The organism is Pseudomonas sp. FeS53a (assembly GCF_000931385.1).
GTDB classification, from domain to species: Bacteria; Pseudomonadota; Gammaproteobacteria; order Pseudomonadales; family Pseudomonadaceae; genus Metapseudomonas; species Metapseudomonas otitidis.
The window spans coordinates 195,896-217,248 of the sequence record NZ_JYFT01000015.1 but is presented as its reverse complement, the minus strand read 5'-3'; the positions used below and the strand labels follow the sequence as shown (position 1 = coordinate 217,248).

The 21,353-nt window shown below is 69.1% G+C and carries 21 protein-coding genes; 11 read left to right on the top strand and 10 right to left on the bottom strand.

Features of this window, described 5'->3' with window-relative positions:
- Positions 1-400: 400 nt before the first annotated feature.
- The 3 genes from SZ55_RS06465 (at position 401) to SZ55_RS06455 (ending at position 2,388) form a co-directional block, all read left to right on the top strand.
- Positions 401-703 carry a hypothetical protein gene (locus SZ55_RS06465; protein ID WP_044403105.1) on the top strand — a complete coding sequence of 101 codons (303 nt, stop codon included), beginning with the start codon at positions 401-403 and terminating at the stop codon, positions 701-703.
- 164 nt (positions 704-867) lie between these two features.
- Complete coding sequence (locus SZ55_RS06460; RefSeq protein ID WP_044403102.1) at positions 868-1,566, top strand: hypothetical protein; 699 nt, start codon at positions 868-870, stop codon at positions 1,564-1,566.
- Between the two features lie 129 nt (positions 1,567-1,695).
- Positions 1,696-2,388 (top strand): hypothetical protein, encoded by a 693-nt coding sequence (locus SZ55_RS06455; RefSeq protein ID WP_044403100.1) that lies wholly within the window; start codon positions 1,696-1,698, stop codon positions 2,386-2,388.
- A gap of 40 nt (positions 2,389-2,428) precedes the next feature.
- Here the strand turns inward: SZ55_RS06455 and SZ55_RS27905 are convergent, their stop codons facing one another.
- Both SZ55_RS27905 and egtB read right to left on the bottom strand, forming a co-directional pair.
- A complete protein-coding gene (locus SZ55_RS27905) occupies positions 2,429-3,874 on the bottom strand; it encodes a hypothetical protein (RefSeq protein ID WP_152644445.1) in 1,446 nt (481 codons plus the stop codon).
- Between the two features lie 298 nt (positions 3,875-4,172).
- Complete coding sequence (gene egtB, locus SZ55_RS06445) at positions 4,173-6,284, bottom strand: ergothioneine biosynthesis protein EgtB (RefSeq protein ID WP_044403095.1); 2,112 nt, start codon at positions 6,282-6,284, stop codon at positions 4,173-4,175.
- 437 nt (positions 6,285-6,721) lie between these two features.
- Here egtB and SZ55_RS06440 point away from each other — a divergent pair, with 437 nt between their 5' ends.
- Positions 6,722-7,156: a hypothetical protein gene (locus tag SZ55_RS06440; protein ID WP_044403092.1), complete on the top strand. Its 435-nt coding sequence runs from the start codon at positions 6,722-6,724 to the stop codon at positions 7,154-7,156.
- A 31-nt stretch (positions 7,157-7,187) separates the two neighbouring features.
- Here SZ55_RS06440 and SZ55_RS06435 read toward each other — a convergent pair whose 3' ends face one another.
- The 7 genes from SZ55_RS06435 to SZ55_RS06405 form a co-directional block, all read right to left on the bottom strand.
- Positions 7,188-8,165 carry a lysylphosphatidylglycerol synthase domain-containing protein gene (locus SZ55_RS06435; RefSeq protein ID WP_044403089.1) on the bottom strand — a complete coding sequence of 326 codons (978 nt, stop codon included), beginning with the start codon at positions 8,163-8,165 and terminating at the stop codon, positions 7,188-7,190.
- Positions 8,162-9,370 carry a cardiolipin synthase ClsB gene (gene clsB, locus SZ55_RS06430; RefSeq protein ID WP_044403086.1) on the bottom strand — a complete coding sequence of 403 codons (1,209 nt, stop codon included), beginning with the start codon at positions 9,368-9,370 and terminating at the stop codon, positions 8,162-8,164. Before clsB ends, SZ55_RS06435 begins: the two co-directional genes overlap by 4 nt.
- Complete coding sequence (locus SZ55_RS06425; RefSeq protein ID WP_044403084.1) at positions 9,367-10,155, bottom strand: endonuclease/exonuclease/phosphatase family protein; 789 nt, start codon at positions 10,153-10,155, stop codon at positions 9,367-9,369. The genes clsB and SZ55_RS06425 overlap by 4 nt, the downstream gene beginning before the upstream one ends.
- Positions 10,152-11,075, bottom strand: a complete 924-nt coding sequence (locus tag SZ55_RS06420; protein WP_044403081.1) for a DUF72 domain-containing protein — start codon at positions 11,073-11,075, stop codon at positions 10,152-10,154. Before SZ55_RS06420 ends, SZ55_RS06425 begins: the two co-directional genes overlap by 4 nt.
- Positions 11,076-11,087: 12 nt before the next feature.
- Positions 11,088-12,368: a zinc-dependent alcohol dehydrogenase gene (locus SZ55_RS06415; protein ID WP_044403078.1), complete on the bottom strand. Its 1,281-nt coding sequence runs from the start codon at positions 12,366-12,368 to the stop codon at positions 11,088-11,090.
- A gap of 112 nt (positions 12,369-12,480) precedes the next feature.
- On the bottom strand, positions 12,481-13,089 hold the full coding sequence (locus SZ55_RS06410) for a prepilin-type N-terminal cleavage/methylation domain-containing protein (RefSeq protein ID WP_044403075.1): 609 nt from the start codon (positions 13,087-13,089) through the stop codon (positions 12,481-12,483).
- Positions 13,089-13,526 carry a GspH/FimT family pseudopilin gene (locus tag SZ55_RS06405; RefSeq protein ID WP_044403072.1) on the bottom strand — a complete coding sequence of 146 codons (438 nt, stop codon included), beginning with the start codon at positions 13,524-13,526 and terminating at the stop codon, positions 13,089-13,091. Before SZ55_RS06405 ends, SZ55_RS06410 begins: the two co-directional genes overlap by 1 nt.
- 57 nt (positions 13,527-13,583) lie before the next feature.
- Between SZ55_RS06405 and SZ55_RS06400 the strand changes: the two genes are divergently transcribed.
- The gene (locus SZ55_RS06400; RefSeq protein ID WP_044403070.1) at positions 13,584-14,009 is read left to right on the top strand and encodes a type II secretion system protein N; all 426 of its coding nucleotides are present in this window, start codon (positions 13,584-13,586) and stop codon (positions 14,007-14,009) included.
- A gap of 5 nt (positions 14,010-14,014) precedes the next feature.
- Here SZ55_RS06400 and gspI read toward each other — a convergent pair whose 3' ends face one another.
- Positions 14,015-14,407 (bottom strand): type II secretion system minor pseudopilin GspI, encoded by a 393-nt coding sequence (gspI, locus tag SZ55_RS06395; protein WP_044403067.1) that lies wholly within the window; start codon positions 14,405-14,407, stop codon positions 14,015-14,017.
- Positions 14,408-14,649: 242 nt separating this feature from the next.
- On the opposite strand from gspI, the gene gspG reads away from it, so the two are divergent.
- From gspG to gspE, 6 genes are read left to right on the top strand one after another with little or no spacing between them, the layout of a single operon-like run.
- On the top strand, positions 14,650-15,075 hold the full coding sequence (gspG, locus tag SZ55_RS06390; RefSeq protein WP_044403064.1) for a type II secretion system major pseudopilin GspG: 426 nt from the start codon (positions 14,650-14,652) through the stop codon (positions 15,073-15,075).
- Between the two features lie 20 nt (positions 15,076-15,095).
- Positions 15,096-15,941: a type II secretion system minor pseudopilin GspK gene (gene gspK / locus SZ55_RS06385; RefSeq protein WP_044403062.1), complete on the top strand. Its 846-nt coding sequence runs from the start codon at positions 15,096-15,098 to the stop codon at positions 15,939-15,941.
- Positions 15,938-17,074 (top strand): type II secretion system protein GspL, encoded by a 1,137-nt coding sequence (gene gspL / locus SZ55_RS06380; RefSeq protein ID WP_044403060.1) that lies wholly within the window; start codon positions 15,938-15,940, stop codon positions 17,072-17,074. The genes gspK and gspL overlap by 4 nt, the downstream gene beginning before the upstream one ends.
- Entirely contained in the window at positions 17,064-17,594 is a 531-nt protein-coding gene (gene gspM, locus SZ55_RS06375; RefSeq protein WP_044403058.1) for a type II secretion system protein GspM, read from the top strand. The genes gspL and gspM overlap by 11 nt, the downstream gene beginning before the upstream one ends.
- Complete coding sequence (gspD, locus tag SZ55_RS06370; RefSeq protein ID WP_044403055.1) at positions 17,591-19,930, top strand: type II secretion system secretin GspD; 2,340 nt, start codon at positions 17,591-17,593, stop codon at positions 19,928-19,930. Before gspM ends, gspD begins: the two co-directional genes overlap by 4 nt.
- The gene (gspE, locus tag SZ55_RS06365) at positions 19,927-21,345 is read left to right on the top strand and encodes a type II secretion system ATPase GspE (protein ID WP_044403052.1); all 1,419 of its coding nucleotides are present in this window, start codon (positions 19,927-19,929) and stop codon (positions 21,343-21,345) included. Before gspD ends, gspE begins: the two co-directional genes overlap by 4 nt.
- Positions 21,346-21,353: the final 8 nt, after the last annotated feature.

Below are 21,353 nucleotides of genomic sequence, written 5' to 3'. Positions count from 1 at the left end.
TTTTTGCCGGCAAAATCCTTTGGCATCAGAAGGATGCCGTCGGGACGTCAAGTGGATTGGCGAAGCGAGGCGGTGCCCGGCGGCCATGCAGAATGCCCGGATCGTGCACATTGCCCGTGCAATTTGCAGGGTTCGCGAGGGTGCTCGGTGGGCCCGGAAGATCGATTTGGCATCAAAGTGCCACTGATTAAGTGGACAGGCCTTCTACTGGCATCGGACTCGCATCGATTAACGCCATGGAAAGCTGGACTGGCATGGAACTGGCTATGGCCTGCTCCGCGCACGGGGCGCGCGCCCGGTTACGCACAGCGATGGCCGGCGCCCCGGACCGGCCCTACGCATGCCGTGAATGATTCCCCCATGCCTGCTTCCAGGCAGGCCGAGCACAAGGAGATGCCCGATGACCCAGACCCTGTCCCACAAGCAGATCGACCACTGGCTGGCCCAGTCCATTCCGGGGTGCCGGGTTGAAAGCCGTGCCGACGGCGATGGCACCTTCAGCCTGTTCATGTACAACTCGGCCACCCAGGAATCCTTCAAGGTCAGCGCCCTGAAACCGCAGGACTACCCCGACTCCCGCGCGCTGCGTCGCCTGGGCAAGCAGGTGTTCGAGGACATGGTGCTGCTGCAGGCCGGCTGCGGCGGCCGCCGTCTCACCCGGCTCGCCAACGCACAACCGGCCGAGACCCGCCAGGCGGTCTGACCGTCGTTGCACATCCGCCGGGGCCGTTCGTGCCCCGGCACTTACGGCCCTGGCCGGCGTCATCCCGTTCCTACGCGGTAATAGGACGCCATCCAGAACATCGTCCCTCATCTTCAACCCGCCCCGGCCGACCTTGATGGGAATACCCAAAAGGAGAGGTCGCCATGGAAATCAACAGCAGCCTGCCGCTCTGGACCACCCGCTCGGACACCCGCCTCGCTGAAGTCGCCAAGGCGGCAGAGTCGACGCGCACGGTGGCCACACCCCAGGAGCGGCCGCAGGAGGATCTGGACAGTTTTATCGAGGCGCGGACCTATGACCGGCTGGGTCAATTGCCTTCAGGCCCGAACATCGCAAGCGATTTTGAAATCTGGATATCGGAGCAGGTGAAGCGCCCACCCAAGGAGAATGCCCGTCCGCTGGAGCAGATAAATGCAGAACTCAATGCGACACATGCGGGTTTTCAGGAACTCTACGGCAAGATGCTGCAGGAACTGTCAGGGCGGGAGCCGGTTATGCCTGACGGGATGGTGGGGATATCGGTGGATGGTCAGGGGAAGATCATTGTGCGTAACCACAACGGACTGCTGCGCGATGATGTGGCGCAACGCCTGTCGGCACGGATGAATGCTTCTGAAGAGTTGCTACGGTACGCCAATCGATATGTGGAGCTGGCCATTGAACGCGTTGAGTCAGATATGAACGTGAACTTTGATGGCTTGGGTCGTTACCACTTGGACAAGGAAAATTTCTCGAGTGTCGTAACGGCTATGGAGTTCAATAGCCTTCAAGGTCATCTGCTTTCATGGGGTGTTATACGTTACGGGTATTGGACGGAGCCAAAACTCTATAGACCGGAGTGAGAGGCTTCCGGAAACCCAGCCTTGTATGCTGGGCCCTACTTATAAATGAGCAATCAAGTGGCAATGTACTCTCTCAGTTTTAGCCTGCTCTGGCCGAACTCCTTTTAGTACTTAAAAGGAGAGAACGCCATGGAAATCAACAGCAGTCTGCCGTTCTGGACCACCCGCTCGGACACCCGCCTCGCTGAAGTCGCCAAGGCTGCAGAGTCAACGCGCACGGTGCCCACACCACTGGAACGGCCACAGGAGGATCTGGACAGTTTTATCGAGGCACGGACCTATGACCGGCTAGGGAAGTTGTCGTCAGGTCCGAGCGGAATCGGCGACTACGAGGTCTGGGCCTTGGAGCAGGCTAAGCGTCCACTCAAGGAGAATGCCCGTCCGCTGGAGCAGATCGACGCAGAACTCAATATGGCCCATGCAGGGTTTCAGGATATCTACGGCAAGATGCTGCGGGAGCTGTCAGGGCGGGAGCCGGTCATGCCTGACGGCATGGTGGGGATATCGGTCGATGGTGAGGGGAAGATCATTGTGCGTAACCACAACGGTCTGCTGCGGGATGATGTGGCGCAACGCCTGTCGGCACGGATGAATGCGTCTGAGGAGTTGCTGCGGTACGCCAATCGCTACGTAGAACTGGCAATTGAGCGAGTTGAATCAGACATGAATGTCGATCTGGAGGGGCTTGGTCGCTACCACTTGGAAAAAAGCAACTTCGCAGATGCATTCGTGGCGATGGAGTTCAATAGCCTTCTTCTCCATCTGTCTAGTTCCGGTGTTGTTCGGTATGGGCACTGGAATGAGCGCAAGATTTATCCATAGGGTAAAAAGTTGTGCGGGCTATTCGCCCGCACGTATCGAGTTAGCGTCCGCTGCTAATTAATGTCTGTTGGCATATGTGCCCCAGGGTGATGTAGTTTTCGAGGCTGCCAACGCCTATATTTGGGTCTTCATACAATTTTATAAACCATTGTCCGTAGTTATAATTTGTGCGCCAGGTATTTTTGTAATTGCCAGCGTAATCTATAAAGGTTGCGCTCCAGTCACCGTAGCAAGATCCTAAATCTACAGTACCGCGTGCCCATCCATTGGCTTCGGTTTTGATTGGATGTGGGATATAAGTTGCTTGGCCGTATCGCAACTGCTTTATCAAGTAGAGCACAGGGGTAAGTCCTTTTAATGGGCTCCCGGTGCTATCTGTTAAATACATTGACCAGTTCAGTTGACGATAGGCTTGTGTTGTCAGGTATTGGTGCTGATTCGTTGACTGAGCTGAAGCCGGAATCCGCAGGACGTTCGACTCTCCCTCCAGATAATGTTTGCGCATAAATGGCGTTGAGCCAATTGTGAGTCGATAGCGAGGAGAGGGGCTCCATGCCACAGCCGGGTTTGGACGGACTCTAACTTGCAAGCGATAGTTGGCTGCGCGTCCTTTGATATTCAATGGCGTGTCTTTTTTCTCCGCCTTCCAAGTGCCATTTTCATAAGTCTCCAACAACCAGCGATTACTCGTCCCAGCTTCCGCTCCCGTCAACATGAGCCGCAGCGCCTGCCCGCGAACACTGGTGAATTCGTAATAGTCGTAGTCCCAGGCGCTGTCCGAGTTACCCGTGATGACGTTCAGGGTGTCGGGCAGGACGGTAGCCGACTCGGGGCTGTCGTTGGGTTCATAGGCATCGATCGGGGCGGCGACCAGTGCGCCGAAGCCGACGGGCGAGCCGTCCGAGGCATGGGCGTTCATCAGCCAGTAGTAATGGCCGGGAGGCGTGACGGCCAGGATCGACTCGTCCGCATTGCCGGGTTGGTTGGAATGCCCGACCAGCTGGAGGTTGCCGTTACCGTCGTCTCTCAGCAGGAACAGCTCGAAGTCAGTACCAGCGCTCTGCTCGGTGACGACGGCTTCGGTCTTGGAATGCTGGCCGATTTCGAAGTGGTAGCAGTAGCTGCCGCCTTGCTGCACACCGGAAAGGGTGTACAGCTGGTTGACCGAAAGCGAGGTGCAAAGCGGGGTGTAAGCATTGCTGCGTGCTTGCAGGCCGCTGCTTCTGCTCATGGGAGGTTTGGTCGCTGCCGCTGACTGATCAGGCGCTTCCTGTTTCGGTACTGACGAGACCGGGGGAGTGACGGGCAGGTTGCCGGGCAATGGCACCTGTCGCAGCACGGCGGGTGGGGCAGCATGTGACTCGGCAGTGAGGGTGCTGCCCGAGGGGAGCTTGGGGGTATCGGCCAGCGAGTTGGAAGCATGGGCTCCAAGCATGGCCAGCAGCAGAAGCTGTGGGGCGTGGAGCGTGGTCTTGAGGGGTGGCATCAGGTTCATCCTTGTCTCTGTTGAAGGGTGAGCGCAGATGCTAGGGCGACACTGTGGATCGCCATCCAAAGGGTTTATCAGGGACTTTTGCTGCAGGCTTGGGGCAAGTGCTTGCTACGCAAGGCGTCGCGGGAAATGCGTAAAGGAATCCGACTGGCAGATTGCCAGCTGGCACATCAGAGTCCGGCCGGATCCTTCACGCTGATAGGCGAAATGAAGGGGTGGCCATGCCGCTGAGGTAGGCAAAGCCTGGTCCAACAGGGCATTTTGTCGTCGTCATGGCTGCCTTTCGGCAGCCTCACCCGCTCTCCAACACAAACATCCCCACCTGCGGCGCCGGGCTCAGCCAGTGGCGGGCGAGGCGCCAGCCGGATTGGGCGGCCATGTCGGCGATGCCTTCCAGGCTGTACTTGTGCGAGCACTCGGTGTGCAGTCGCTCGCCGGCGGCGAAGTGGAAGCGCTGTCCGGCGGCGTTCACCACTTGGTCCCGCTGGCTGACCAGGAACATCTCCATGCACTGCGCCTGCGGATTCCAGCGGGCCAGGTGCTGGAAGGCGTCGAGGTCGAAGGTGCCGCCCAGTTCGCGGTTGATGCGGGTCAGCAGGTTCTTGTTGAACTGGGCGGTGATGCCGTCCCCGTCGTCGTAGGCCGCCTCCAGAGTGGCCACGTCCTTCTGCATGTCCAGCCCGAGGATCAGCCGTGAGTCGCGGCCCAGGTAGCGGCGCACCGAGCGCAGGAAGCGCAGGGCCTCCGGCGGGCTGAAGTTGCCCAGGGTGGAGCCGGGGAAGAACGCCACGCGAGGGCGCGAGGCGACGGCGGCGGGCAGGTGGGGCAGGTGGCTGAAGTCGCCGACCTGGGGCAGGACCCGCAGCCTCGGGTAGGCCGCCTCCAGCATGGCGGTGGCCTTGCGCAGGGCTGATTCCGAGATGTCGATGGGCAGGTAGACGCCCACCTGCGGGGCGGCGTCCAGCAGCAGGCGGGTCTTCAGGCTGGCACCGCTGCCGAACTCCACCAGGGCGGCCCCCCGTGGGATGACGCTCGACAGCTCCCCGGCGATTGCCTCCAGCAGCGCCGTTTCCATGCGCGTCGGGTAGTACTCGCGGGTGCGGCAGATGGCTTCGAACAGCTCCGAGCCGGTGGCGTCGTAGAAGTACTTGGGCGGCAGGCTCTTGTCCGGGGCGCCCAGCCCGGCGCGCACGTCCTCGGCGAAGGAGGTGTCCGAGCCGGCCTCCCGCTGTGCGCCGGCCGGATCGCGGGCCAGGCGCAGGCCGGCGAACATCCAGCGCTGGTGCGGGTAGAAGAAGTTGCGGTAGCTCACCCGGGCGTGACCGGCCGGGGTGATGCTGGCGCCGCCGCGCAGCACCATCTGGCTGACCATGAACTTGCCGTTGTATTCGCCCACCGCGCCTGCGGAGGGGCGGAAGCCGGGGTAGGGCGCGTAGGCGCTCGCCGTCCATTGCCAGGCGCTGTCTTCCACCTGGCCCAGCACGCCGCTGCGGGCGGCCACTTCCCATTCCGCTTCGCTGGGCAGCCGCGCCTCGGCCCACAGCGCATAGGCGCAGGCCTCGTAGTAGCTGATGTGGCGCACCGGCGCGTCAGGCACCAACGGGCGCAGGCCACCCAGGCCCAGCTCCTGCCAGCCATCCCCCCGGCGCTGCCAGTACAGCGGCGCCCGCCAGCCCTCGGCCTGGACCCGCGCCCAGCCATCGGCCAGCCAGAGGTCGGGGCGCTGGTAGCCGCCGTCGTCGATGAAGGCCTGCCAGTCGCCGTTGGTCACCAGGCGATCACAGATCTGGAAGGGTTGCAGGTAGGTGGTGTGCCGTGGGCCCTCGTTGTCGAACGCGAAGCCGTCGCCATCGTGCCCCAGCTCCACCAGCCCGCCCGGCAGCGAGACGAAGCGCCCGGGCCGGTCGCCCTCCGGCTCCTGCCAGCGCGGATCGTAGGCCGGCGACAGCGGCGAGCGGCTGAACAGGTGCAGCACGTCCATCAGCAGCAGTTCCTGGTGCTGCTCCTCGTGTGCCAGACCCAGCTCCAGCAGGGCCAGGTCGGGTTCGGTGAGGTCCGGGATGAGCCGCTCCATGTGCGCATCCACGTGGGCCCGGTAGGCCAGCACCTCATGCAGGGGCGGCCGGGTCAGCAGGCCGCGCTCGGGGCGTGGCTGCCGGGGGCCGACCGCCTCGTAGTAGGAGTTGAAGAGGTAGGCGAAGGCCGGGTCGAACACCCGGTAACCCGCCAGGCGCGGCAGCAGAAAGGTTTCGAAGAACCAGCTGGTATGGCCCAGGTGCCACTTGCTCGGACTGGCGTCCGGCATGGACTGCACCACCATGTCCTCTTCGCCAAGGGGGGCCACCAGGTTTTCGCTCTGGCGGCGGACGTGCCGGTAGCGCTCGAGGTACGGGGTGCTGTTCATCGCGGTTCTCTCAGTGCTGTGGGCAGGACTGTTGGATGCGCGGCGGGGCCGTAAGGGGTGTGAGTCCGGTGCTGCGGAGGAAGTTCGGGCTCGATGCGCCAGCGGCTGGCTGGATTTCTGATAAATCAGGTTATTAATGCATCGTAAATCATTGAAAAATAAAGATTTAAATCTCAAGAAATGCAGTAAATCAGCCTGTATGCCTCGATCGGCTCTCTCTATTCCGAGTGTTTCGCTGGGTTATGGTGATTCCATGTGATGTTTTACATTACTAAAGAATCTTAAATAGCTGATAAATAACACTATTTATCTTGATTTAAGAATCGGCGATGCCAGTGCCTGCCCCACCCCCGACGTTCCCGCTGGCCGTTCCTCGCTCAACCTGAATCTTGCCGCCGGGTCCCGGTCCACCTAGAGGACAACCGGAGGAAATCACCATGAAATCGAACAAGCCGAGCGCCCGCATCCACGAGATCGACGACATCGAGGACCGCATGGGGTCGATGGAGCAGCTGGACTTCAGCGAGCGCAAGGATGAACGCCAGGGCCGGGTCGGCGACCTGCGATCCGAAGAGGAGCTGGAGCGGGAGTTCCCGGACGAACGCGTGCGCGAGGCCGGCATGACCGGCGGCGAGACCCTGGGGCAGAGCCTGCATGAGGACGGCGTCTCCGATGACGACCTGAGCCCCGAGACGCTGATCGACGAGAACGGCGAGCGCCTGGGTCGGGGCACCACTGGCAGCCTGCCGGCAGACAAGGAGCTGAGCGTGGTGGGCGCTGACGAGATCGGTGCCGGAGACGGTCTGGACGAAGCCGAAGAGGGCCGCGCCTACCCCCTGGACGGCAAGCCCTGGGACGGCGAGGCGCGCTGAAGGGGCCGGGCGGCGGGCTACGGCCCGCCGCTCAGCCTTTCGCCTGGGCCGGCTCGCCCTTGTCCTCGCGCCAGTCCACGCGGCGCAGCCGGCGTGCCCGGCGCTCCAGCACCAGGTAGACCACGCAGGCCACCGCCAGCGGCAGCAGGAAGTAAATGGCCCGGTAGCCGATCAGCGCTGCCAGCAGGGTGCCCTTGGCGAACTGGTGCTGCATCAGCGTGATGAACACCGCTTCCAGCACCCCCAGGCCGGCGGGGATATGGGTGACCACGCCAGCGATGCTGCTGATCAGCAGGATGCCGAGCACCGTCGGGTAGAACGCCTGGGGCGGCAGCAGCACGTAGATCAGCAGCGCCATCAGCGCCCAGTTCAACATTCCCAGGCCGACCTGCACCAAAGCCATGCGCAGGCTCGGCAACGTCAGCTCCTGCTGGCGGATGCGCCAGGTGCGGCGCCTGGCGAAGCGGCAGGCGGCCAGGTAGCCGAGGGACAGCGCCACCAGCACGACGCCGATCACCTGCAGACCGGTCTCGCCGATCTTCCAGTTCTCCGGCAGTTCCACCAGGCGCAGGGCGAACACGCAACCGGCCAGCAACATGTAGCCCAGCCAGTTGGTCATCAGGCTCAGGCTCAGCACCTGGGTGATGGTCGGCACGTCGAGCCCCAGGCGCGAATAGAGCCGGTAGCGCATGGCGATGCCGCCCACCCACGAACTCAGGTTGAGGTTGAAGGCGTAGCAGACGAAGGTCACCGGGAAGGTCTGCCACGCCGGCAGCTTGTGGTCCGTGTAGTGGCGGCCCACCAGGTCGAAGCAGCAATAGGTGGCGTAACTCGCCACGCACGCGGCCAGGCCCAGGGCCAGGGTCCCGGCGCTGTAGGCGGAGAGGGCGCGGACGACCTCGTCCCAGTCCATGTTCTTCACCAGCAGGAACAGCAGCACCGGAACCAGGCAGAAAAAGAACATCGTCAGCGCCCGCTTGCCCCAGGTGAACCAGCGTTGGCGATTCATCGGGCCTGCTCCTGTTCCAGCACCGCGTCCTTGGGCTCCACCGGTGTCACCGGTTCGACCCGCGGCGAATGCGCCGGCAACAGCCCGGCGAGGGCGGGGAAGTGCCGCAGGAAGTGGAAGCACAGGAAGATCAGCGGCGCGCGCCACCAGTGACCCCGGGTGATGCGCTGCAGGGTCACCGCCTTGCAGTGCTGCTGGGCCAGCTGGGTGAGGTGGTCGTGCAACTGGCGGTTGAACGCTGCATCGCGGATCACCACGTTCGCCTCCAGGTTCAGCGACAGGCTCAGCGGATCGAGGTTGCTGGAGCCCACCGTCGCCCACTCGCTGTCCACCAGCGCCACCTTGCCGTGCAGCGGGCGGCGGCAGTATTCGTGGATCACCACGCCGTCGCGCAGCAGGTAGTTGTAGAGCAGCCGCGAGCACAGGCGGACGATGGGCATGTCCGGCATGCCCTGCATGATCAGCGTCACCTTCACCCCTCGGCGCGCAGCGTTGCGCAGCTCGCGCAGCAGGCGATAGCCGGGGAAGAAATAGGCATTGGCCACCACCAGGCGCTGGCGGGCGCTGCGCAGCGCCTCCAGGTACTGCTCCTCGATGTCGTTGCGGTGGGCCGCGTTGTCCCGCAGCACCAAGCGCAGGCGCGAGCGCCCCACCTGGCGCGGCGTTGGCGGCGGCACGGGGCTGGGCGGCTCCGGCGCATGGGTCAGCAGGTCGCGGCAGGCCCGGTGCAGGTCGGCGACGATGGGGCCGCGCAAGGCCACCGCGTAGTCCTGCTTGGCCATCTCGCCGTAGTCGGCCAGGTGGTCGGCGCCGAAATTGATGCCGCCGATGAAGCCCAGCTCGCCGTCCACCACCACCAGCTTGCGGTGCAGCCGGCGGAACAGGTTGGTGCGCAGGCCCAGGCGCCGGGGCTGCGGGTCGAACATGCGCAGGTTCACCCCGGCGGCCGCCAGCTCGGCCACGTAGCGCTCGCCGAGGTCGGCGGTGCCGTAGCCGTCCACCGTGGCCTCCACCCGCACGCCCCGGGCCGCGGCGGCCAGCAGGGCCTCCTTGAGGCGCTGGCCGACCTTGTCCTCGAAGATGATGAAGGTCTCCAGCAGGACCTCGTGGCGGGCCTGTTCGATGGCCTCGAACACGCGGGGGAAGAAGGCCTCGCCATTGATCAGCAACTCCACCTGGTTGCCGTCGCGCCATGGGTAACTCACAGGTGCACCTCCACCAGCAGCGGAGCGTGATCGGACAGGTGCGACCACGGCCGCTGCCGCAAGACTTGGGGGGAATGGGCGCTGGCATTGCGCAGGTACACGCGGTCCAGCGGCAACAGCGGCCAGCGCGCGGGAAAGCTGCGCGCCGGCGCGCCATGGGCCTCGACGAAGGCCTCGCGCAGGCCGCAGGCGGCCAGCACCGGGTCGGCGCGCTGGCGCCAGTCGTTGAAGTCACCGGCCACGATCACCGGCGCCTCTGAAGGCAGGCCCGCCACCCGATCGCGGAGCAGGGCCAGCTGCTGCTGGCGATGGGCCTCGCGCAGCCCGAGGTGCACGCAGATGGCGTGCACCTCGTCGTGCCCGGGCACCTCCAGCACCGAATGCAACAGGCCGCGCTCCTCGTTGCCGGCGATGGACACGTCGAGGTTCTCGTGACGGAGGATCGGGAACTTGGAGAGCAGCGCGTTGCCGTGGTCGCCGTCCGGATAGACCGCGTTGCGGCCATAGGCGTAGGCGCCCCACATGCTGTCGGCGAGGAACTCGTATTGCGGCGTGGGTGGCCAGTCCTGGTAACGCCGGGAGTGGCGGCGGTGGGTGCCGAGCACTTCCTGCAGGAACACCAGGTCCGCCCCCAGGGTGCGCACCGCATCGCGCAGCTCCGGGAGGATGAAGCGCCGGTTCAGCGCGGTGAAGCCCTTGTGGGTGTTCACCGTGATGATCCGCAGGCGCCGCACCACCTCGGCGCCGTCGAGCCCGGGCAACGGGCGACCGGGGGCCAGGCTCATGGCAGCACCCCCTCGGCCGGCGGTTGGCCCGGGCGCACCGCCAGGTCCCGGTCCAGCCCCAGGCGCTCCAGCAGGCGGCGGGCGTCGTAGGGCGCGCGCACCTTCAGGTCGTTGTCGAAGTAGCAATAGACGTCCCGGGAGCCGCCCTCGGCGAGTTGGTCGGGCTCGGCCAGGCGTGCGTCGGGTACCTGCCGGCCCTGCTGCCAGGCCTCGATGCGCCGTTGCCAGGCTTCCAGGGCCTTCTCGCTGTAGCCGCTGGCGTAGAGCGCCTTGTCACCGTGCAGGCGCAGGTAGACGAAGTCGGCGGTCAGGTCCTCCAGCAGCGGCCACTTGCCGGCGGTGTCCGCCACCACCAGCGCCACCCCGTGGCGGCGCAGCAGCTCGATGAAGGCCGGGCTGCGGAAGCTCTCGTGGCGGATCTCCACCGCATGGCGCAGGCGGGTGCCCAGCGCCAGGTCCAGGTAGCCCTCGCGGTGCATGCGCGGCTCGCACTGGCGGGCCAGCGCCAGGGCCTGCTCGCCGTCGTGGGGCAACTGCGCCAGGAAGGCCTCGAAGCGCTCGGCATCGAAGCGGAAGCTGGGCGGGAACTGCCAGAGCAGGGCGCCCAGCCGGGGCCCCAGGCGCAACAGGCCCGAGGCCATGAAGTTGGCCAGCGGTGCCTCGATGTCGCGCAACCGCCGCACATGGGTGATGAAGCGCGGTGCCTTGACGCTGAAGACGAAGTCCTCCGGCGTCTGGGCGGCCCAGTCCGCATAGCGCTCCGGGGTCTGCAGGGCGTAGAAGCTGCCGTTGATCTCGATGCTGCCGACGGCGCGGGCGGCGAAGGCCAGCTCGCGCTTCTGCGCCAGCCCCTCGGGGTAGAAGTCGCCCCGCCAGGGGGCATAGCGCCAGCCGGAGATGCCGATGCGTACGCAAGCCATGGGCGTCCCCCGTCAGCGCTGGCGGTCGTCGGCGGCCCGCTGCAGGGCGCCGGCCACCTGTTCGGCGTCCTTCACCTGCTCCTCGCCGGCAGTGCCGGCCGAGCCGTGGCGCTGGGGATGCAGCTCCACCTTGATCCAGCCGGCCTCGCGCCGGTCGAAGGCCTTGAACGCCTCGATGGCATCGCCCATGGGCTTGACCTGGGTGAGGATGCGTGCCGGGTCGATGCGCTTGGCCAGCACCAGTTCGATCAGCCGGGGGATGTACTTGCGGTGGTGGCAGTTGCCCATGTTCAGGGTGAGGTTCTTGTTCATCGCCAGGCCGATGGGGAAGTGCCGCGCCTGGGGCGGGTAGACGCCGATGATGGACAGCGTGCCGGCCTTGGCCAGGCCCTCCACGGCCCATTGCAGGGCCTGGCTGGGGGCGTCGCCGGGGTGCCAGTTGGCGCCGTCCGGGTGGGTGCGCGGGGTCAGCTCGGCCATTTCCTGGCGCTGCGCACTGCCGCTGGCGCACCCGTGCTCGGCGTCCACGCCCACGGCGTCGATGGCGCGGTCCACGCCGATGCCGTCGGTGAGCCGGCGCAGCACCTGCACCGGGTCTTCCCGGTCGAAGTCGATCACCTCGGCACCTTGCTGACGGGCCATGCGCAGGCGGTCGGGCCGGTGGTCCACGGCGAACACCCGCGCCGCGCCGAAGAGGAACGCGCTGGCGATGGCGAACTGGCCCACCGGCCCGCAGCCGAACACCGCCACGGTGTCGCCGGGGGTGATCTCGGCCATCTCTGCGCCGAAGTAGCCGGTGGGGAAGATGTCGGACAGCAGGATGGCCTGGTCGTCGCTGATCTCGCTGGGCAGGCGCACCAGGCCGATGTTGGCGTGGGGGATGCGCGCCTTCTCCGCCTGCAGCCCGTGGAACGGGCCGGTGGCGGCGGGGCCACCGTAGAAGGCGGTGCCGGCCTCCTTGCCGTTGGGGTTGGCGATGTCGCACTGGGCGTAGTAGCCGGCCCGGCAGTAGCTGCAGTTGCCGCAGGCGATGGTGGAGGGCACCACCACCCGGTCGCCCACCTGCAGGTTGCGCACGTCGTCCCCCAGGGCCTCGACGATGCCGACGCCCTCGTGGCCGAGGATGGTGCCCTTGACCATGCCGCTGACGCTGCCGCGCACGAAGTGCAGGTCGGTGCCGCAGATGGCCGAGGCCGTGAGGCGGATGATGGCGTCGGTCGGGGCCTGCAAGGTGGGTTCGGGCACATCCTCCAGGCGGATGTCGCCCACGTCATGGAAAACCACGGCCTTCATGCTGGCTGCTCCTGTCTGGCTCCGGGACCGGCCGGGGTCGTGCCCCCGGCCACCTGATGAGTCCGACTGGGGCAGGGCGGTGGGGTTCAGGTTTTCTGCCCGGGCGGGCGGCTCAGTCCAGCGGGCCGAACACCTGGCGGTAGCGCTCGCGTCCCTGGGGCGATTCGCGGCTGAAGCGCAGCTCCAGGCCCCGGGGATTGCGCACCGGCGTACCGGCCAGGGCGTGCCAGCCGCTGCCCTCGGCCCAGGTGCGCAGCTGGAAGTCGCCGACGCCCTCCAGCACCGTCACCGCGCGCCCCAGGGGCGGCAGCGGGTAGCGCTGCGCCGGGGCGGAGGTGGCGCGCCGCAGCACGCCGCCTTCCACCCACCAGCGCACCCGTTGCAGGGCGCCGGGCTGGCCGGGGGCGCGGCGTACCAGCTCCAGGCGGGTGGGCAGCCGGCCGCCGCCGCGCACCTGCACCGCCACCAGGCGCTCGGCGGAGGGCGGCGGGTCGTCGGCCCGGCGCGGGGGTTCCAGCTCCACCCCGGCGCGCTGGTCCAGGTCCCGCTGCAGCTGGTTCAGCGCACGCAGCAGGGCGTCGTCCCGCTCGGTGGCCAGGCGCAGGTGCTCGTCGGCGCGGCTGACGCTGTCCAGGCCGCGCCAGGCAATCAGCGCCACCACCGCCATCAGCAGGATCGCCACCATCACCTCGATCAGGGTGAAGCCCCGCTGGCGCGCCATCACTCCAGCTCCAGGCGGCCGTCGGCGCCGCGCACCAGGGCGACCCGGTTCAGCCCGTCGGAGAGTTCCACCCGTGCCGGGCTGCCCAGCCACTCGGCGTCCAGCAGCAGTCGGGGCGGGGTCGCCCGCACCCGCGCGCCGGCCAGTTGCCAGGGGCGCGGGCGCAGCGTGGCATCGCCGTCCAGGGCACTGCCAGCCGACGCACCCAGGCGGCGGAAGCGGTAGCCGCGCTCGTCCGCTTCCCAGGCGATCACCTCGCCGCTGCTGCGGGCCTCGTCCTGGGCCACCTGCAGCAACAGCACCAGGCGCCGCGCCTCGTCCCGCAGCAGGCGCGCCGGGTCGGGGCGGATGCTCAACCCCACGGCAGCACTGGCGATGCCGATCACCACCAGCACCACCATCAACTCCACCAGGGTGAAACCCCGAGCCCGTGACACAAAACCGTGAAGATCGCCTGCTAGGGTCGGCTGCCTGACCTCAGGGAGGACCGCCCCATGCACTGGACCCGCCGACCCGACCCCGCCGCCCTGGTGCAGGGCGCCGCCATCCTCGCCACCCTCGCAGGGCTGGCCACCTGGTACCTGCTGCTGAGCGACCCGCCGCCACTGGAGGCCCGCGCCAGCAGCGCCACGGCCGTGCAGGTGGTGGTGCCGGAACAGCCGGCCCGCTGGTTCGCCCGGCGCAGCGACAGCGTCACCCTGCAGGTGACCGGGCTGTTCGCCGGCCCGCGCGGGCGAGTGGCGATCCTCGCCGTGGACGGCAGCAGCCCGCAGCCGTTCCTGGTCGGCGAGCCGCTGGCCGAGGGGGTGTGGCTGGAGGCCATCGAGCCCGATGCCGTGGTCGTCCGCCGGGGCGAGCGCCGCGAGCGCCTGGCCATTCCGCGCCTGGCCCAGGGGCCGGAGCTGCCGGACCTGCGCTGAGCGCCTCATGGGCGCATCGCCCCGGCGTCCTGCGCCGGCAGGCGGGCGTTCAGGCGGGCCAACGGCGGCCCGTCCGCGTCCCGGGGGTGGACCTCCAGGCGCAGGTTGAACAGCTCGCCGTCCCGCGTCACCTCGCGCACGCACGCCAGGCGCAGCCGGCCCTGGTCGCAGTCGCGCACCTCGCGGCCGCCGCGCAGGCGGCCCTGCAACTGCGCCTCGGCCAGTTCACTGCGGGCCGCCAGCAGCGCCAGCGAACGATCCCGCAGCAGGCCGCTGCCCTGGGTCGCCACCCCGGCGGCGCGCACCGCCGCCGACATGGCCACGGCGACGATGGCCAGGGCCACCAGCACTTCCACCAGGGTGAAGCCGGCCGCGTGGCGGCGGGGGAATCGGGTCATCGCGCGTTCTCCAGGCTGTGCCCGCGACCCTAGCCGGGGCAGCTGACGAAACGGCGACCAATGCTCAGGAGGAGGCCGCTCCCGGGCGCCAGGCACAGCCCCGGGAGCCGTATCCCAGGGCCGCCGGGGCCGCCAAGCTCCCGAGGATTTTCAATCGGTCTGACATATCCGCTTGGAACAATCCGCTGCATCTGATCGGGCAAGAGCCCACCCGGCAAGGACTGCAGCGAGGAGTAACGGATATGGATGGCGTGCGCCTGGCCTCCCAGCGAGGCTTCACCCTCATCGAGATCATGGTGGTGGTGGTGATCCTCGGGATCCTTGCCGCGATGGTGGTGCCCAAGGTGCTCGACCGGCCGGACCAGGCCCGTGCCACCGCCGCCCGCCAGGACATCGCCGGGCTGATGCAGGCCCTCAAGCTCTACCGCCTCGACCAGGGCCGCTACCCCAGCCAGGCCCAGGGCCTGAAGGTGCTGGTGGAAAAGCCTGCCGACGCCACCAGCAATTGGCGCGCCTACCTCGAACGCCTGCCCAACGACCCCTGGGGCCGGCCCTACCAGTACCTCAACCCGGGCGCCAACGGCGAAGTGGACGTGTTCTCCCTGGGCGCCGACGGCCAGCCCGAAGGCGAGGGCGTGAACGCCGACATCGGCTCCTGGCAGCTCTGAACGTGGACCGGCAACGGGGCATGGCGGTGATCAGCGCGCTGCTGGTGGCGGCGCTGGTGGCGGTGATCGCCGCCGGCCTGCTGGCCCGCCAGGCGCGGCTGGTGCGCCTGGCGGAAGGTGAGGGCGAGCGCCAGGCAGCCCAGTGGGTGGCCCGCAGCGCCACGGCCTTCGGCCTGCAGCGCTTGCGCCAGGCCTGGCAGCAGGACCCGGCCACGCGCCTGGACCAGGGCTGGGCCCGTGGCTGGCAGCTGCCGGTGACCGACAGCGCCGCCTTCGATGGGCGCCTGCTGGACGAGCAGGGCCTGTTCAACCTCGCCAGCCTGGTGCACGAGGGCCAGCTCGACCCGCTGGAGCAGGCTGCCTTCCAGCGCCTGGGGGCCAGCCTCGGCGTCGCCCCGGCGACCCTCGCCGCCCTGGAGCAGCGTTTGCTGGCTGCCTACGGCGAGGCCCGCCTGCCGCGCCCGCGCAGCCTGGAGGACCTGGCCGGCGCGCCGGGGGTGGAGCCCCGCGCCCTGGCGCGGCTGGCGCCCTTCGTCACCGTGCTGCCACTGCCTGGCTKGGTGAACGGCAACACCGCGCCGGCCGAAGTGATCGCCGCGCGGGTGCCCGGACTCGGCCTGGAGCGGGCACGCGCCCTTGTGGCAGAGCGCGACCGAGGCCAGGGCTTCATCAACAGCGGTGACCTGCTCAATCGCCTGCGCCTGCCACAGCTGGACACCGAGCAGGTGCGCCTGGGCATCACCAGCGAATGGTTCCGCCTGCAGGGCCAGGTTCGCGTCGGCAGCCGCCAGTGGCCGCTGGAGGCCTTGCTGTTCCGCCCCGAGGACGGCGCGGCGCGGGTGGTCTGGTCGCGGGTGGGCGCATGAAGCGCCGCCTGCGCCTGGCCCTGCCGCCCCTGCGCCTGCTGGAGCCGGGCAGCGTGCTGGAGGGCCTCTGGCTGGAGGCACGCGGGCAGGCCTTGCCCTGCTCGGTGGCGCTCCCGGCGCTGGCCGCCACGTTGCGCGGCGCGCCCCTGGAACTGCGCCTGCACCCCGAAGACAGCCTGCTGGCGCGGGTGGCGCTGCCGCCCTTGCCGGCCCCGCGCCTGGCCGCTGCGGCCGCCTGTGCCCTGGACGGCCTGGCCCTGGAAGGGCGCGATGCCCTGCACCTGGCCCATGGCCCGCGCGAGGCCGACGGGCAGGTGCAACTGGCCTGGCTGACACGCCCGGCCCTGGCACGGCTGCAACGCCTGCTGGCAGGGGTTCGCTTCCGCCTGGTGCCGGCGCCGTTCTTCCTGCCGCTGCCGCCGCCCGGCCAGGTCAGCGCCCAGTGCCTGGACGGCCACCTGGTGGCGCGCAGCGGGCCGGACCACGGCTGGGTGCACCCGCTGCCGGCGCTGGCCCTGGCCGAGCAGCCCGACCCCACCCGCTGGCACTGGCTGGGGCCAGGCGGCCCCGAGGGTGTCGCCGCGCTGCCCGTCGAAGCTGCCTGGCAGGGGCCGGCCGGCACCCTCGACCTGGCAGCCGGTGCCGCCCCGCGCCACGAAGGCACGGCGCGTTGGGGGCGGGCCCTGGGCTGCTGCGCCCTGGCGGCGCTGGTCTGGACCCTGGGCCTGAACCTCTACGCGGCGCAGCTCGCCGAGCAGGGCCAGACCCTGCGCCGGCAGATGAACGAGCGCGTGCGCCAGGCCTTCCCGCAACTGCCTGTGGTGCTCAACCCGTTGCAGCAGGCTCGCCAGCAGCGCGACGCCCGCCTGGCCGGGCAGGCGCCGGGGGCGGACGGCTTCGACAGCCTGCTGCGCCAGGCCGGCCTGGCCCTGGCGCTGCCGGCCGGCAGCCTGGAGGGGCTGGACTACGCCGATGGCGCCTTGCACCTGATCCGCCCGGTGCGCAGCGCCAGCCCCTTGCCGGCCGACTGGCAGGCGACCCTGGCCCCCGTCGGCCTGGAGGGCGAGGCCGTGGCCGATGGCTGGACCCTGCGTCGTGCACCGGCCCCGGAGGCCCGCCGCGATGAACCGTGAAGCCCTGCAGCAGCGCTACGACGAGGCGCGCCAGGCCTGGCAGCGGCTGGCCCCCCGCGAGCGCCGCGTGCTGCGCCTGGCGGCCTTGGTGCTGCCGCCGTTGCTGCTGTGGTTCGCCCTGGTGGACCCGGCGTTGCAGCGCATCGACCACTGGCAGGCGGAGCTGCCACGCCTGCGGGCCCAGGCGCAGACCCTGGAAACCGTGCTGGCGGAGGCGGGCGTGGGTCAGGCGCTGCCCCCCGGAGAGGCCGACGCCCGCCTGCGCGAGACCCTGGAGCGGGGCGGGCTGACGGAACACGTGCGCCTCGGCGGCGAACCGGGGCGTTGGCAGGTGCAACTGGACGGCGCCCCGGCGCCGGCCCTGATGGAGTGGCTGCTGGGCGGCTTGCCCAGCGTGCCGGTGCGGGTGCGCGAAGTCCGCCTGCGGCGGGATGGCGAACGCGATGGAGAGGCGGCGGAAGGCCGGCTCACGGGTGTCATCGAATTGGACAGGGCGCCAGGCACAGGGGAAGGATCATGACGAAACGTAATGGGCGCGGCTGGCAGGGCCCGGCGCTGCTCGGCCTGCTGGCGGCCCTGGCCGCCTGCAGCCAGGGCGGTGCACAGGTGCCGCCGGTGCTGCCGGCCCCCAGCGAACTGGGGCGCCCGCTGGTGGCGGCGGGGCCGGCGGTGGACACCCTGGCCGAGCGCCAGCGGCGCCAGGCCCAGCTGGAACAGCAGCAACGCGAGGCACGGGCGCGCCAGGTCCACGCACCGGGGCCATCGGCGCCGCACCCGGCAACGGGCAGCGGGGCGTCCGGCCTGGGGGAGCAGCCGGTGCAGCTGAACTTCGTCGAGGCGGACATCCCGGCGGTGTTGCGGGCGCTGTCCCGCGCCACCGGCCGGCAGTTCCTCGCCGATCCCCGGGTCAAGGGCCAGCTGACCCTGGTCTCGGAAGGGCCGGTGCCGGCGCGGACCGCCTACGGGATGCTGCTGGCGGCGCTGCGCATGCAGGGCTACTCGGTGGTGGAGGCGGGCGAGGTCAGCCAGGTGGTGCCCGAGGCGGACGCCAAGCTGCTGGGCGGGCCGGTGGGCGACGGCGACCGCGCGGCGGGCAACGGCATGATCACCCGCACCTACCGCCTGCAGTACGAGAACGCGGTGAACCTGATCCCGGTGCTGCGGCCCATCGTCTCGCCGAACAACCCGATCAACGCCTACCCCGGCAACAACACCGTGGTGGTCACCGACTACGCGGAGAACCTCGACCGGGTGGCGGCGATCATCGCCAACATTGACGTGCCGGGCTCGGTGGACACCGACGTGGTGCCGGTGCGCAACGGCATCGCCACCGACATCGCCGCGATGCTCGGCGAACTGATGGACACCCCCGGCGGCGATGCCGGGCAGAAGGTCTGGGCGGTGGGCGACCCGCGCTCCAACAGCGTCATCCTGCGCACCGGCAGCCCGGAGCGCACGGCCCTGGCGCGGCAGCTGATCGACCGCCTGGACAGCGCCCAGGGCAACCCCAGCAACCTCCACGTGGTGTACTTGCGCAACGCCCAGGCCAACAAGCTGGCCCAGGCCCTGCGCGGGCTGCTCACCGGCGAGGCGGAGGCCGGCGGCGGGCAGGGCGACGGCACCCGCGAGCGGCTCAACGGCGGCGAACTGGGCGGCCAGGGCCAGGCCGGCAGCACCCGGCAGACCGCCGGCACGGGCACCCCGTCCCGCAGCGGCAGCCAGGCGGCAACCGCCACCACCCCGACCGCCAGCGGCCAGGCCCATGGGGTGGAAGCGCCGGTGGCGTTTTCCGCCGGGGGCGCCACGGTGCAGGCCGACACCACCACCAACACCCTGCTGATCTCCGCGCCCGAGCCGCTTTACCGAAGCCTGCGGGAGGTGATCGACCTGCTGGACCAGCGCCGCGCCCAGGTGGTGATCGAGAGCCTGATCGTCGAGGTCAGCGAGGACGACGCCAGCGAGTTCGGCATCCAGTGGCAGGCCGGCGACCTCGCCAACGGCTGGTTCGGCGGCGCCAGGCTGGGCGGCTCCGGCCTCACCACCACCGCGCGCAACAGCCTGGACGTGCTGCCCGGCGGGCTGAACATCGGCAAGGCCTCCGGCGGGGTGGACATCCCCGGTGTCGGCCGGGTGCTGGACCTCAAGGTGCTGGCCCGGGCGCTGAAGGCCAAGGGCGGCACCAACGTGCTGTCGACGCCGAACCTGCTGACCCTGGACAACGAGGTGGCGAGCATCTTCGTCGGCCAGACCATCCCCTTCGTCACCGGCAACTACGTCACCAACGGCGGCGGCAACAGCAACAATCCGTTCCAGACCATCGAGCGCGAGGAGGTGGGGCTGCGGCTGAACGTGCGCCCGCAGATATCCGAGGGCGGCACGGTGAAGCTGGACATCTACCAGGAGGTCAGCAGCGTGGACGAGCGCGCCACCAGCGACGCCGGCACGGTGACCCAGAAGCGCGCCATCGACACCAGCATCCTCCTCGACGACGGCCAGATCATGGTGCTCGGCGGCCTGCTGCAGGACGGCTACACCGAGACCAGCAACGCCATCCCCGGGCTCTCGGCTCTGCCGGGCGTGGGGGCGCTGTTCCGCAGTGACCGGCGTACCCGCAGCAAGACCAACCTGATGGTGTTCCTGCGGCCCTACATCGTCCGCGATGCCGCCACCGGCCAGGGCATCACCCTCAACCGCTACGACTACATCCGCCGCGCCCAGGGCGCGCTGCAACCGGTGCGGCGCTGGTCCCTCGACGACATGCAGGCGCCGCAGCTGCCACCGGCCGCCCAGGCCATGCCATCGGCACAGCCCAGGCCGATGCGTGCCGTGCCGCTGGCCCCGGGGGAGCAGCCGTGAGCGGCCTGCCCTATGCCTGGGCGCGGGCCCAGCGGGTGCTGCTGGAGGGCGGCACGGACGAGCCGGTGCTGCTGATCAGCGAGGCCACCCCCGGCTGGGCCATCGGCGAGGCGCTGCGGCGGTTCGCCGGGGCGCGGCTGCAGCCGGTCAGCGATGCCGAGCTGGAACAGGCCCTGGCACGGGCCTACGCCGACACCGGCAGTGCGGCGGCGGTGGTGGGCGCGGTGGAGAGCGAGGTGGACCTGGACCGCCTGCTGCAGGACATCCCCGAGGTGACCGACCTGCTGGAGGCGGAAGACGGTGCGCCGGTGATCCGCATGATCAACGCGCTGCTGACCCAGGCCGCGCGGGACGGCGCCAGCGACATCCACATCGAGCCCTTCGAGAGCCACGCCGTGGTGCGCTACCGGGTGGACGGCACCCTGCGCGACGTGGTGGCGCCGCGCAAGGCGCTGCACCCGGCGCTGGTGTCGCGGATCAAGATCATGGCGCAGCTGGACATCGCCGAGAAACGCCTGCCCCAGGACGGCCGCATCGCCCTGCGGGTGGCTGGCCGGCCCATCGACGTGCGCGTCTCCACGGTGCCCACCGGCCACGGCGAGCGGGTGGTGATGCGCCTGCTGGACAAGCAGGCCGGGCGCCTCAGCCTGGAGCGCCTGGGCATGGCGCCGGGGCTGCTGGCGCGGCTGGACGGGCTGATCCGCCAGCCCCACGGCATCGTGCTGGTCACCGGGCCCACCGGCTCGGGCAAGACCACCACGCTGTACGCCGCCCTGGCCCGGCTGGATGCCAGCGTGCACAACATCCTCACCGTGGAGGACCCGGTGGAGTACGACCTGCCGGGGATCGGCCAGGTCCAGGTCAACGCGCGCATCGACATGACCTTCGCCCTGGCCCTGCGGGCGCTGCTGCGGCAGGACCCGGACATCATCATGATCGGCGAGATCCGCGACCTGGAGACGGCGCAGATCGCCGTGCAGGCGTCCCTCACCGGGCATTTGGTGCTGGCCACGCTGCACACCAACGACGCGGTTTCCGCCGTGACCCGCCTGGTGGACATGGGCGTGGAGCCCTTCCTGCTGGCCTCCAGCCTGCTGGGGGTGCTGGCCCAGCGCCTGGTGCGGCGGCTCTGCCCGCAGTGCAAGGCGCCCGACCCGCTGCAACCCGGCGGCTGGCGCGCGGTGGGCTGCACGGCCTGCAACCACACCGGCTACAGCGGGCGCACCGGCATCCACGAGCTGTTCGTGATGGACGACGGCGCCCGGGCGCTGGTCCACGAGGGTGCCGCCGAGCAGGTGCTGCGCCAGGCCGTGCGGGCAGCGGGGATGGCCAGCATGCGCGACGACGGCGAGCGCTGGGTGCTCGACGGCACCACCACGCGGGAGGAGATCCTGCGCGTGACCCGGGACACCTGAACATGGAC

What these genes read in the sequence shown, in the direction of transcription:
- SZ55_RS06465 (WP_044403105.1), top strand. Translation starts at nt 401, where the DNA reads ATGACCCAGACCCTGTCCCACAAGCAGATCGACCACTGGCTGGCCCAG.
- SZ55_RS06460 (WP_044403102.1), top strand. Translation starts at nt 868, where the DNA reads ATGGAAATCAACAGCAGCCTGCCGCTCTGGACCACCCGCTCGGACACC.
- SZ55_RS06455 (WP_044403100.1), top strand. Translation starts at nt 1,696, where the DNA reads ATGGAAATCAACAGCAGTCTGCCGTTCTGGACCACCCGCTCGGACACC.
- SZ55_RS27905 (WP_152644445.1), bottom strand. Translation starts at nt 3,874, where the DNA reads ATGCCACCCCTCAAGACCACGCTCCACGCCCCACAGCTTCTGCTGCTG.
- egtB (WP_044403095.1), bottom strand. Translation starts at nt 6,284, where the DNA reads ATGAACAGCACCCCGTACCTCGAGCGCTACCGGCACGTCCGCCGCCAG.
- SZ55_RS06440 (WP_044403092.1), top strand. Translation starts at nt 6,722, where the DNA reads ATGAAATCGAACAAGCCGAGCGCCCGCATCCACGAGATCGACGACATC.
- SZ55_RS06435 (WP_044403089.1), bottom strand. Translation starts at nt 8,165, where the DNA reads ATGAATCGCCAACGCTGGTTCACCTGGGGCAAGCGGGCGCTGACGATG.
- SZ55_RS06425 (WP_044403084.1), bottom strand. Translation starts at nt 10,155, where the DNA reads ATGAGCCTGGCCCCCGGTCGCCCGTTGCCCGGGCTCGACGGCGCCGAG.
- SZ55_RS06420 (WP_044403081.1), bottom strand. Translation starts at nt 11,075, where the DNA reads ATGGCTTGCGTACGCATCGGCATCTCCGGCTGGCGCTATGCCCCCTGG.
- SZ55_RS06415 (WP_044403078.1), bottom strand. Translation starts at nt 12,368, where the DNA reads ATGAAGGCCGTGGTTTTCCATGACGTGGGCGACATCCGCCTGGAGGAT.
- SZ55_RS06410 (WP_044403075.1), bottom strand. Translation starts at nt 13,089, where the DNA reads ATGGCGCGCCAGCGGGGCTTCACCCTGATCGAGGTGATGGTGGCGATC.
- SZ55_RS06400 (WP_044403070.1), top strand. Translation starts at nt 13,584, where the DNA reads ATGCACTGGACCCGCCGACCCGACCCCGCCGCCCTGGTGCAGGGCGCC.
- gspI (WP_044403067.1), bottom strand. Translation starts at nt 14,407, where the DNA reads ATGACCCGATTCCCCCGCCGCCACGCGGCCGGCTTCACCCTGGTGGAA.
- gspG (WP_044403064.1), top strand. Translation starts at nt 14,650, where the DNA reads ATGGATGGCGTGCGCCTGGCCTCCCAGCGAGGCTTCACCCTCATCGAG.
- gspL (WP_044403060.1), top strand. Translation starts at nt 15,938, where the DNA reads ATGAAGCGCCGCCTGCGCCTGGCCCTGCCGCCCCTGCGCCTGCTGGAG.
- gspM (WP_044403058.1), top strand. Translation starts at nt 17,064, where the DNA reads ATGAACCGTGAAGCCCTGCAGCAGCGCTACGACGAGGCGCGCCAGGCC.
- gspD (WP_044403055.1), top strand. Translation starts at nt 17,591, where the DNA reads ATGACGAAACGTAATGGGCGCGGCTGGCAGGGCCCGGCGCTGCTCGGC.